The organism is Gaoshiqia hydrogeniformans, assembly GCF_049347105.1.
GTDB lineage: Bacteria > Bacteroidota > Bacteroidia > Bacteroidales > Prolixibacteraceae > Gaoshiqia > Gaoshiqia hydrogeniformans.
The window spans coordinates 824,507-836,656 of record NZ_CP186334.1 but is presented as its reverse complement, the minus strand read 5'-3'; the positions used below and the strand labels follow the sequence as shown (position 1 = coordinate 836,656).

The window sequence follows — 12,150 nt, the reverse complement described above, 5'->3', positions numbered from 1 at the left end:
CGGTATATGAAAGTATTAATGTTTGGTTGGGAATTTCCTCCCCATATTTCCGGCGGATTAGGGACTGCCTGTTACGGACTGACCCGGGGGATGGCGGAATTCAGTGACATGGAGGTCATTTTTGTCGTGCCTAAAGCTTTCGGAGACGAAGATCAATCAAACATGCAACTGATCGGGGCAAACAACGTCCCGATAACCAATAAAGTTGTCCATTTTGCTGACCTTCAGCGAAAAATCGATTATTACGAAGTCGAATCCGGCATGGTGCCTTATACCGACCCGGAAGAGTTCTGGAAGCTAAGCAGCAAAAAGTTTTCGGAAAAAACGAGGTTTATCGAAACTGATGAAGAAGGAAAGCTGGCGTTCTCGGGGAAATACGGCAACGATCTGTTGCATGAGATTTACAAATATTCATTGGTTGCCGAGGTGATTGCCCGGGACAATGAATTCGATCTCATTCATGCCCACGACTGGTTAGCTTATCCGGCGGGGATTGCCGCAAAAGAAATTTCGGGCAAACCCCTGGTGATCCATGTGCATGCCACCGATTTCGACCGTAGCGGCGGAAGCGTGAACCCGCGGGTTTACGAGATTGAAAAACGCGGGATGGATGCCGCCGACCAGATTATTACGGTGAGTAACCTCACCCGGAAGATTGTGACTGAACGTTACGGAATTGATCCGGAAAAAGTAACAACGGTTTACAATGCTGTTGAACCGCTAAGCCAGGAAGAAAAGATCAGGCTTAAAAAGGGCGTGAACGAAAAAATTGTAACCTTTCTGGGACGCATTACCATGCAAAAAGGGCCCGAGTATTTTGTCGAAGCAGCCAACCTGGTCCTCAAAAAAATGAAAAATGTACGTTTTGTGATGGCCGGCAGCGGAGATATGATGAACGCGATGATCAAACGGGCGGCAACGCTTAAAATTACCGACCGGTTCCACTTTACCGGCTTTCTGAAAGGCGACGACGTGTTCGATATGTTCCGGATGAGCGATGTTTTTGTAATGCCATCGGTGTCTGAACCCTTTGGCATTGTGCCGCTCGAAGCCATGCAAACCAATGTGCCGGTGATTATTTCCAACCAATCGGGCGTGTCCGAAATTCTGAAATATGCGGTAAAAATTGACTATTGGGATACCCACGCGATGGCCGACGCCATTTACGGCTTGTTGAACTATCCTTCGATGTGGAATCTGTTTATGAAACACGGGAAAGCCGAAGTAGACAGCCTGCAATGGAAGAACTCGGCTAAGAATGTGCGCGATGTTTATTTAAAAGCTTTGATTAACCAGTAAAAAATGCGAACGATATGAGAGCCATTTGTTTTAATTTCCAGGTACATCAACCTTTTCGTTTCCGCAGGTATCGTTTTTTTGATATTGGTAACGACCACTATTATTACGATGATTATACGAATGAAACCATTTTGAGAAAAGTGACCGACCATTGTTATTTGCCGGCAAATAAGCTCCTGCTTGATTTGATAAAAAAATACAAGGGAAAATTTAAGGTCAGTTTTTCAATTACCGGTATTGCCCTCGAACAGTTTGAACTGTATGCCCCCGAAGTGCTTGACTCATTTAAAGCTTTGGCCGAAACCGGGCAGGTGGAATTTTTGTCGGAAACCTACGCGCATTCGCTGGTTGCCCTTAAATGTAATGACCTGTTTGCACAACAAATAAAAAAACACGATGAGTTGATTGAACGTCATTTCGGGCAACAGCCCAAAGTATTCCGAAATACCGAAATGGTATATTCCGACGAAATTGGGGCAACGGTTGCCGGGTTGGGTTTTAAAGCGATGCTGACCGAAGGCGCTAAACATATTTTGGGCTGGAAATCGCCCAATTATTTGTATTGTAATGCCATCAACCCCCGGCTTAAGGTGCTGATGCGTAATTTTCGCCTGAGCGACGACCTGTCTTTCCGGTTTTCAAACCAAAACTGGAGCGAATATCCCTTAACCCCGCAGAAGTTTGTCGATTGGATGAATACCAATCTCAAAGATGAAATCATTAACCTGTTTCTGGATTATGAGACGTTTGGCGAGCACCAGCGTGCCGAAACCGGGATCTTTAAATTTATGGAAGAGCTTCCCGCAGCAGTATTCAAGAGGTCTGATTTCCAGTTTGCCACCCCTTCGGAGGTCGCCGAACAATTTCAGCCCATTTCGGCAGTCAGCGTACCTCATCCCATCTCGTGGGCCGATGAAGAACGCGACCTGACGGCCTGGTTGGGTAATGAAATGCAGCAGGAAGCATTCAATAAGCTTTATGAACTGCAAAACCGGATGGAACGGGTTGACGACCGGGCGCTGAACGAAGACTGGAACCATTTGCAGGTGAGCGACCATTTTTACTACATGTGCACCAAATTTTTCTCCGACGGAGAAGTGCACAAACACTTTAATCCCTTCGAGAGCCCCTACGAAGCGTTTATAAATTACATGAATGTTTTAAGCGACTTTGAACTTCGCCTGAACAGTTTTGTTCCTGAAAGTAAAATTGAAAAAGAGATTGCTGCCCTGACCAATTTGCTGAAAGAAAAGGATGAAAAATTAAAAAAATACGAAGCCGAACTGGTGACTCTGAAAATGAAAAAAACTGCTGTTGCTGCTAAACGAAAAACTACCGTAACTAAATCTGCTAAAAAGGATTAAGTTAAACCTGAATCTGACATTGTTTTTGTGTAAAACTTACAATGAGTCGCGATCTTTTGTTTTCTTTGCACTTCTTTGTGTAATAACAGGTGGTTCATAGTAAAATGGATGACACACCTTAAAGATGTGCGAATGGAAGGGATAGAAGATGATGTCAGGTTTATAAAACAACTTGTTGTGGAAATGCCAAATTGGAAAAAACTGTTTGTTGAATCAAACATACCTGAAAAGTTAACTCCGCTGAAAGAGTTAAGTAAAAACTTATGGTGGGTCTGGAATACCGATGCCCGGGAATTGTTCCAGCAGATTGATCCTGAAATTTGGGAGGAAAGCGCCCATAACCCGGTGGTCCTGCTGGAAAAAGTAAGCTACCAGCGTTTTCTGGAGTTGGAAAATGATAAATCGTTCATGAGCAGGATGAATGAGGTGCTTGCCCGGTTGCAGAAATACCTCGATGACCGTTCGGCTTTGCCAGGTCCGCAGATCGCGTATTTCAGTATGGAATACGGAGTACACGATAGCCTGAAGATTTTCTCGGGCGGCCTGGGCGTTTTGGCCGGCGATTACCTGAAAGAAGCCAGCGACTCGAAAGTAAACCTGGTGGCGGTTGGCCTGTTGTACCGCTTCGGCTATTTTAAACAAACCATTTCGGCGCAGGGCGATCAGCTGGCAAACTATGAGGCCGAGCAGTTCTCGAAAATTCCGGTACAACCTGCCTTCGATCAGGACGGAAACTGGGCGACGATTGAAGTTGAATACCCCGGACGGACCCTTGCAGCTCGTGTGTGGGAAGCCAAAGTAGGGGCAGTGAGCCTGTATTTGTTGGATGCCGATTTTGAGGAAAACCGGGATGACGACCGCTACGTGACCCACCACCTTTACGGAGGCGATAACGAAAACCGCCTGAAACAGGAAATGTTGCTTGGACTTGGCGGTATCCGCGCCTTACGCAAGCTGGGGTACCAGTCGGATATTTACCATTGCAACGAAGGACATGCCGCTATGATTGGTCTCGAGCGGATCAAAGACTATATGGCGGAAAACAGGCTAACCTATGCCGAAGCGCAGGAAGTTGTTCGCGCGTCGACTTTGTTTACCACACATACGCCGGTGCCTGCCGGCCACGATTCTTTTCATCAGGATTTGTTTTTTACCTACATGAGCAAGTTCCCCAAGCAGCTAAGCATGGATTGGGATGAATTTGTGATGCTCGGTAAAACCGTCCGGCACGAAGATCATTTCAATATGAGTTATCTGGCCGCCAACCTGTCGCAGGGAATAAACGGCGTAAGTATGTTACACGGCGAAGTTTCCAAAGATATCCTGAAACACCTGTATGAAGGTTTCTTTCCCGAAGAACTCAATATCGGTTACGTGACCAACGGGGTACACTATCCGACCTGGGCGGCAAAAGAATGGAAAGAACTTCACCTGAAATATTTCGGGGCCGACTTTATCGACAATGAACTGGATTTTGATTTATGGGACAAAATTTACAAAGTACCCGATGAGGAAATCTGGAACCTGAAAAAACAGCTGAAGGTTAAACTGATCGATTACATTAAACAGCGCTTTGCCGATACCTGGATCAAACGGCATGAAAACCCGAAACTGATCAACGAGGTTTTGAGTAAGCTTAATCCTAATGCGCTGACCATTGGTTTTGCCCGGCGTTTTGCCACCTATAAAAGGGCTCACCTCTTGTTCCGAAACCTCGATCGCCTGTCCCGGATTGTGAATAACCCGGGGCGCCCGGTGCAATTCATTTTTGCCGGCAAAGCGCATCCCGCCGACAAAGCAGGGCAGGATCTGATTAAGTACATTGTTGAAATATCCCGCCGGCCGGAGTTTCTTGGAAAGATCCTGTTTGTTCAAAATTACGACATGAACCTGGCCAAAATGCTGCTTCAGGGGGTCGATATCTGGCTGAACACGCCGACCCGTCCGTTGGAAGCCTCGGGGACCAGCGGAGAGAAAGGCGTCATGAACGGCACCATTCATTTCTCGGTGCTCGACGGATGGTGGGTTGAAGGTTATAAGGAAAATGCAGGCTGGGCGCTCCCGCTTGAACGGGCTTACGATGTGCAGGACTTTCAGGATGAGCTGGATGCTGAGTCCATCTATAATATTTTTGAGGAAGAAATTATCCCGACGTACTTCAGCCGCAACGAAAAGGGTGTTTCCGAAGGTTGGGTTTCGGTGGTTAAAAATACCATCGCCCAGGTGGCGCCCAACTTTACAACCAGCCGGATGATCCGCGATTATCAGGATCGCTTTTACAAACCACAGGCTGAGCGGAAAGCCAAGCTGGCTGAAAATGATTTTGCCCTGGCGCGGGAACTGGCTGCCTGGAAAAATAAGATGATCGGCGCCTGGGATGCCATTGAAGTGAAAGAAATTCAGATTACCGATGGTATTGCCAACGTGTTGCGTATCGGCGAAGAATACCCGGCCCGGGTTGTGCTCGACTTAAATGGCCTTTCGCCGGATGAAATCGGCCTGGAGATGGTGATCACTGAAACCTCGCCGGAGGGCAACCATGAATTTGTAAATGCGATCGAATTTCGTGTCGACCAGGTAAACGGATCGGAATGTACTTACCTGTTAAACCTGCACCTGATGGATCCCGGCGCTTACAATTACGGGTTGCGCTTATATCCAAAAAACAAAAAACTGCCTCACCGTCAGGATTTTAAATATCTGCGCTGGATATGATTAACAGAATATAAATAAAAAGCAGCCTCCGGGCTGCTTTTTTTATGCCGGTATGCCTGATTTTCCCGGTATTTAAAACCATTCTTTTCTGGCAGTTACCACGTAAATGCCCTGCTCCTGAATTTGCGCTGTTTCAAAATAAATTTAAATTTGTGACTCATCTTAAGAAAAAACCAACATGGCTGAAGAGAAAAACCTTGGATCGAAAATTAAACAAATCAGAACTTCGCGGCAAGTGAGCCTGGAAGAATTGGCCGAACGGGCCAACCTGGAAGTTTCGCTGATTAAAAAGATAGAAGATGAAAAAGTAGTGCCCTCCCTGGCGCCCCTAATTAAAATTGCCCGGTCTCTTGGTGTCCGGTTGGGGACCTTTCTGGATGATGCCGATCATTTTGGGCCGGCAGTGGTCAGGGCCGGCGGACAGGAACAAGGCATCCGGTTTACCACGCAAGGCAACGGGGCCCGCCAGCACCTTAACTTCTTTTCGCTGGCTTTCGACAAGGCCGGCCGTAACATGGAACCCTTTATTGTCGATATTGAACCTGCGGAACAGTCCGATTACATGCTCTCGTCGCACGAAGGCGAAGAGTTTATCTATGTGCTTGACGGCCAGGTCGAAATAAACTACGGAAAGGATGTTTACCTGCTGAATCCCGGCGACAGCATTTACATGGATTCAATCGTCTCGCATAATGTACACGCAGCCAACAAACAGACGGCAAAAATCCTGGCTGTTATTTATGCTCCTTTCTGATTGTCAATGAATACAAACAAAAAATCATGCAACTAATTGATTTTACGCTTGGAGGTATCCTGGAAAAGTATGCTTTTGAGACTCCCGATCACGAATTTATGGTTTATCCCGACCGGAACCTGCGTTTCACGTACAGCCAGTTTAACGAGCGGGTGGATAAACTGGCCAAAGGACTGATGTACATCGGCGTGGGCGAAGGAAGCAAAGTCGGTATATGGGCAAATAATGTGCCCGACTGGTTAACCTTTATGTTTGCCTCGGCCAAGATCGGGGCCATTTTGGTGACCATAAATACCAATTACAAACTGGCCGAGCTGGAATACCTGCTTCATAATGCCGATATCCATACCTTGTGCCTCATTGACAGCTTTCGCGACAGCGATTATGTGAACATGATTTTTGAACTGGTTCCCGAGTTAAAAATACACCCCCGTGGAAACCTGCAATCGGAAAAATTCCCCGAGTTGAAAAATGTCGTCTTCATTGGCCCCGAAAAACACCGGGGGATGTACAACACAGCGGAACTGATCTTGCTGGGCTCACACCTCGACGACCTGGAACTGGAAGAAGCAAAAAACAAAGTAAATACCCACGATGTGGCCAACATGCAGTACACATCGGGGACAACAGGCTTCCCGAAAGGGGTGATGCTCTCGCACCACAACATCCTGAACAACGGTTACGCTACCGGCGAATGCCTGCGCTACACGGCCGCCGACCGCCTGCTGGTCTGTGTCCCTTTTTTCCATTGTTTTGGTTGCGTGCTGGCGCTTTGCGCTATTGTAACCCACGGGGCCACGATGGTTATTACCGAAGATTTTGATCCGTTAATGGTACTGGCTTCCGTTGAAAAAGAAAAATGTACGGCCTTGTATGGTGTTCCCACCATGTTTATTGCCGAGCTTAACCACCCGATGTTCGATCTGTTCGACCTGACCAGCCTGCGCACGGGGATCATGGCCGGAGCGCTTTGCCCCATCGAGACGATGAAGCAGGTGATGACCAAGATGCACTGCAAAGACATTATCAGCGTATACGGATTAACCGAAACATCGCCGGGGATGACTGCCACCCGGACACATAACCCGCCCGAGGTACGCGCTACAACGGTAGGTTTTGAATATCCCAATGTGGAAGTGAAAATTTTTGACCCCGAAACCGGCGAAGAATGTCCTGATAATGTACAGGGCGAGGTGTGCTGCCGCGGTTACAACGTGATGAAAGGTTATTATAAAAACGAAGAAGCTACCCGTAAGGCGATCGATGCCGATGGTTGGCTGCACTCGGGCGACTTGGGCGTTCGTAACGAAGACGGCTTTTACCGGATCACCGGGCGCATTAAAGATATGATTATTCGCGGAGGCGAAAACATTTACCCGCGCGAGATTGAAAATTACCTGTTCCAGATGCCGCAAATTGAAGCCGTGGAAGTGGCCGGCATTCCCAGCCCGAAATACGGCGAACAAGTAGGCGCTTTCATCAAACTAAAAAAGGGACAAAACCTCGCGGAAGAAGAAGTCCAGGAATTCTGCCGCGGACAGATTGCCCGCTATAAAATTCCGAAGTACATCTTTTTTGTCGATGGTTTCCCGATGACGGCCAGCGGCAAAATCCAGAAATACAAATTGAAAGATATTGGTCTGCAATTGCTTCAGGCAAAAGGCATTGAGGTGGTCTGATACGCAATATCCCGGACCACACAACACAACGTATTCCGGGGTGCCTTTTCCCCGGGTGTAATTGGCTATCGTTATCCCTGATTCTAAATTACATTTATTACCTTGCTTTGTTTGACTTTTTTGATTGCTTTTTGTCTCTTTTTGTGTTCTGCTGCGTTTCGGTTTTTTGTTGTAGCTTCTGCTTTTCGTTTTCTGTTTGCTGGACGTTCGGCTTTGAGGGCAGAGTTTTCATTCTATTGTTCTTAGGGTCTACAACAACCGGTTTTGCTTTATTGTCGTCATTGTTTCGTGGAATCGCCCGGTTTTGTTGTTGCTCACGTTTGTTATCCGGGGAATTTTCATTCATTCGTTGTCGTGCAGGTGGTTCAATCCCCTTGTTATTTTGTTGTTTGGCATTATTCGGCATATTTTCTCTATGGCTGACTGCTGGGCTTACCTTCCGTTGTTGAATGGTTTTACTTCGTTCCGGACTCCGTTTCATATCCTCGATGTTGGTGATCTTGCCCGGAGTAGGTTTCCTGCCCTGATCATTGGTATTTTTCACCTGAGGCCGGTATATTCGTAATTGTCCGTTTCTCAAATCCTGTCCTGGTCGGTTGTTTTCCTGAATAGCAACCTTGCTGACGTTTCGGCCGGTCGATCGTTGTACATCTTCCCTGCCTGGCCCCGATATATAAGTGGTATTTCGGCTGTTATCAACATAGGTATTGTTAATCACCGTTGAATTCCGGATAATCCGATCCCGATTAGTCCCGCTGATGTGATAGCGGCTAATATTTGACCTTTGAAAATCCCTTTCCCTTACAAACATCCAGTGATCGCGGTAATTATTGTAATAGTCATTGCCAAAGCTAAAACTGATGCTAATACCGGGTCGCATGGGTTGCCATCCATAATAGCCATTGGATCTTCTCCAGGTGACCCATGAAGGTCCCCATTCATAATCTGGAATCCAAAGCCAACCGTAATAAGCATCGTAGTCCCAACGTCCATAATGGAAAGGAGCCCATCCCCATTCGTATTGAGAGACCCATGTCCAGCCATAGTCGGTATAAATCCACTGCCCACGGGTTGAGTAAGGCATAAAATCGGATTCTGCATCGGGAATCCAGACATACCCGTAATTAGGATATTCAACCCATTGACCGTAAGGGCTTAATTCGTCATAGAATACTTGCAAGCTCACTGAACCTAGCTGTGCTGATAATTGTTTGGGACAAATTACTGTTGCCGTAACCAGGATAAACAGGAGTCCAAAAAGTTTAATATTTGTTTTCATCTCTCTGCTTTTCATTAATTAATTTGATTCTAAGTTATTAGCGGGATTTTTTGTTACCTTTTTTGCCTTGTTTCTGCCAACGGCCAGGTACCCAATGATGTCCTCGTGAAGTTGATTGCCAATGACCGGCCACATAAGTATTGTTTTGCCTTGGTTGTTTCCAATATCCGTTCTTTTGCACATAGGCATTCGTTTGACGCCTGTAAACCCAATTGCCATCAACCCAAATATGCAGATCGCTCGGGCGTTGTGGTCTTGAAAATTCCACATGAGAAGGTCGAGTGGCAACATAACCGGCAGTGCAGGCATTGAAGAATAAACCTATTCCTGCCAGGCTGGTTAAAAGAACAATTTTTCTGAACATTTCATTATTTTTCATGGTGTTTCTTTTATGTTGTGAATGAATTATCACAAGAGTATAAATTTGAGTACTTTAATTTCAAAAAGTGTTACACAATTGTATTTAAGAATTACATCTTTCACACATTATACCTCTGATAATAACAGATTAATATCTCCATGAAAACATTGTCTGGCAGCCTGTCGGACGGTGGAACAATACAGCTATTGGCCGGAAGAAGATTTGGTTTTCAGTCAGAACAATAGATGTATGGCTATTGATTATACCGAAAAAGGCATTGAGGTGATTTGACAATTTGTTTGCTGGGTTACCACTATTTGTTCAATAATTTAGACCTGTTCTAAATTACCCCCCCCATTAATATTTTTTATATTAATAACATTGCTTTTTACTATAATTTTTATCTTTGTCTTGCTTGTCTGAACGTGGAATACCCCGACCGGGAAAGAAAAAACAACCAAAAGCTGATTTTAATTGAACGCCTGCCGGTGGTAGGTTGAACTGAGCTCCTATATGCCTTTTTGAAGGGAAAAACCCGGCCCTTTGAAAAGAAACCGGGTTCACACATTTTGTTTTAATCCGGGGAGGGCAGTTGGAGCTGCCCATCCCTAAAACGTTTCAAAAGTATGAAAATATGCTATGATGGCATTGGTATTAACAGTTTTTAGCGCTTGTCGGAAAGAACGACTAATAACAGAAAATGAGGTTCCTTTGTTGAATAAGAGTTTGATTGATGTCGCGCATTTTTCTTCACTCGAACAGTTTAATAATTCAATCGAGTCTCTAAAAAACACTGGGGTACTGCCGGTAGAAATGAATGGTGTAGTTAACCTAAACCAGACGATGAAACTAAAATCTTCTGAAATTGACTCTGAAGGCGAATTAAACGACACATTAATATACAGTGAAATCCTAAAAGAGTTATTAAGTGACCGTTATGAAATTGCTATAGGCAATGTGTTTTTTAGGATTACGGGACACGGTACCTTTTTTACCTCAATAGATAACTATGAATGGCTGAGAGGACTGAATATTGATGACGGAACCGCTCAGAATAGTGACCTTATAACAAATGCACTTGGGTATTCTTTTCAAAACGGGTTATATCGGGTTAATGATTATGAATGCTTGTATTTTTATGATACATTCAGAAAGAAAGATCCAATTGATGAGGGCCCCGATGTTGATATACAGTTCTCTAAAGCGACATCATTTCCGTCAGAATCAGAATGGGATGATATTGATGACGGGAGAACATTGGCGGGGAAGGCTTGGGATAGCATTTGGGGATTTTCTAAAAGCGTAAGAAATTATTTTGATAGCGAACATCGCGTTGATGTCAAATTCTATGCACAAAGATTCCCCTTTTATTCGGAAATGGGGATAAAAACAAAAACACAGAAGAAGGGGTGGACAGGTTTATGGCGAAAACAAGATTGCGATGAAATTATTAATGGTTGGGAGATATTAAATCTAAAGGAGAAGTGGCCAAGTAATTTTTTTGGGCCTAATTTTAACGCCAACAATAACAACCTCCCAAATTTTAATTTTCAAACTCAGACAGCGAAAGATTTAGCATATAATCAATCAGTCTTTTTAAATAAAAATTGGAAAACGTTTAATTTAATGGGGCTGGAAATGGATTTTTCTCAAAAGGACAAAGTTGGGGCATTGTGGAATGCTTGTAAATCCGCAGGAAAAGTGACAGTTAGATATTTAAACGGTAAATTCAGCAATCCGAACAATTCGAAAGAAGCAATTCGTTTAATTCCTAAAAGCAATCGTGTTTCGACAACGGAAGTTTCATTAGCGCCTTTCTACGATAGTAGAATATCTACAGATAAATATACGATGATTATTGCAAGTAGTAGTGGAGGGACGATAGGTGTAACTTTTGATAGTTGGAGTACTTTTGGTTGGGGAGGATATACAAACTTAACAGCAAAATACACTTTTCTTCAGAATTCCATCATGTATGGAGCCGCTCGCAGAGGTGATGTATGGAGAGGAGTCAGAATTACCTTTAAATAAATTTAAAAACATAAAAGGAGATGAAGAGTCAGATATACATATTGCTCATCTTTATGAACATTGCTGCATTCGGGCAAGAAACTACAAATGACTTGCAAAAAATAATCAGAGCGAATGTACTTAGCCCTGGTCTTGAAATGGAAATGCCCATAACAAATAAGTCTGCAATATCTGCCAATGTGGGTATTGGCATAAACGGGAGTTATAAGAATCTGAGTTATGCCAATTCTGGACTTACCTATTTTCTTTCTCCATTTTTAGATTTATCATATAAAAGATATTACAGTAGAGATGCTATGCTAAGCAATGGTGAAAACATTCCGCCAAATTCAGGCTTTTTTTGGGGGGTAAGATTGCTAACTAATTTTAAAGAAATTGAAACAGAGAACATCATCAGAAAAGATGATATCGATTTTGCGTTTGGACCAACATGGGGAATTCAACGCGCTTACGGAAGTCTTCACTTATTGTTTGATGCTGGACCGGTATACTATTTTGACACAATAGGGAATTGTGGATTTTTCCCTATTGCATTGCAATTAAACATTGGATTTGATGTAAAAAGGTGGTAATTAATCAGGGGTGATGTGTCGAGTTACACGTATGTATTGACATCAATTTTGCGTTTTGAAGACTCGATTTTAACAAAAATCACACAAGAAGAAGAG

At 44.3% G+C, this 12,150-nt stretch carries 9 protein-coding genes; 7 read left to right on the top strand and 2 right to left on the bottom strand.

What is annotated here, in order from left to right:
* Positions 1 to 6: 6 nt before the first annotated feature.
* The 5 genes from ACOIT5_RS03480 to ACOIT5_RS03460 all read left to right on the top strand — a co-directional run bounded on the left by ACOIT5_RS03480 (position 7) and on the right by ACOIT5_RS03460 (position 7,811).
* Positions 7 to 1,299, top strand: a complete 1,293-nt coding sequence (locus tag ACOIT5_RS03480) for a glycosyltransferase family 4 protein (RefSeq protein ID WP_423129074.1) — start codon at positions 7 to 9, stop codon at positions 1,297 to 1,299.
* A gap of 14 nt (positions 1,300 to 1,313) precedes the next feature.
* Complete coding sequence (locus tag ACOIT5_RS03475; protein ID WP_423129073.1) at positions 1,314 to 2,663, top strand: glycoside hydrolase family 57 protein; 1,350 nt, start codon at positions 1,314 to 1,316, stop codon at positions 2,661 to 2,663.
* A 132-nt stretch (positions 2,664 to 2,795) separates the two neighbouring features.
* The gene (glgP, locus tag ACOIT5_RS03470; RefSeq protein WP_423129072.1) at positions 2,796 to 5,378 is read left to right on the top strand and encodes an alpha-glucan family phosphorylase; all 2,583 of its coding nucleotides are present in this window, start codon (positions 2,796 to 2,798) and stop codon (positions 5,376 to 5,378) included.
* A gap of 178 nt (positions 5,379 to 5,556) precedes the next feature.
* On the top strand, positions 5,557 to 6,132 hold the full coding sequence (locus tag ACOIT5_RS03465; protein ID WP_423129071.1) for a helix-turn-helix domain-containing protein: 576 nt from the start codon (positions 5,557 to 5,559) through the stop codon (positions 6,130 to 6,132).
* Positions 6,133 to 6,158: 26 nt separating this feature from the next.
* Entirely contained in the window at positions 6,159 to 7,811 is a 1,653-nt protein-coding gene (locus tag ACOIT5_RS03460; RefSeq protein WP_423129070.1) for an AMP-binding protein, read from the top strand.
* A 97-nt stretch (positions 7,812 to 7,908) separates the two neighbouring features.
* Here the strand turns inward: ACOIT5_RS03460 and ACOIT5_RS03455 are convergent, their stop codons facing one another.
* Positions 7,909 to 9,090, bottom strand: a complete 1,182-nt coding sequence (locus ACOIT5_RS03455; RefSeq protein ID WP_423129069.1) for a DUF6600 domain-containing protein — start codon at positions 9,088 to 9,090, stop codon at positions 7,909 to 7,911.
* A gap of 37 nt (positions 9,091 to 9,127) precedes the next feature.
* Positions 9,128 to 9,469 carry a hypothetical protein gene (locus ACOIT5_RS03450; RefSeq protein ID WP_423129068.1) on the bottom strand — a complete coding sequence of 114 codons (342 nt, stop codon included), beginning with the start codon at positions 9,467 to 9,469 and terminating at the stop codon, positions 9,128 to 9,130.
* A 621-nt stretch (positions 9,470 to 10,090) separates the two neighbouring features.
* Between ACOIT5_RS03450 and ACOIT5_RS03445 the strand changes: the two genes are divergently transcribed.
* Both ACOIT5_RS03445 and ACOIT5_RS03440 read left to right on the top strand, forming a co-directional pair.
* A complete protein-coding gene (locus tag ACOIT5_RS03445; RefSeq protein WP_423129067.1) occupies positions 10,091 to 11,482 on the top strand; it encodes a hypothetical protein in 1,392 nt (463 codons plus the stop codon).
* Positions 11,483 to 11,502: 20 nt separating this feature from the next.
* Positions 11,503 to 12,054: a hypothetical protein gene (locus ACOIT5_RS03440; protein WP_423129066.1), complete on the top strand. Its 552-nt coding sequence runs from the start codon at positions 11,503 to 11,505 to the stop codon at positions 12,052 to 12,054.
* Positions 12,055 to 12,150: the final 96 nt, after the last annotated feature.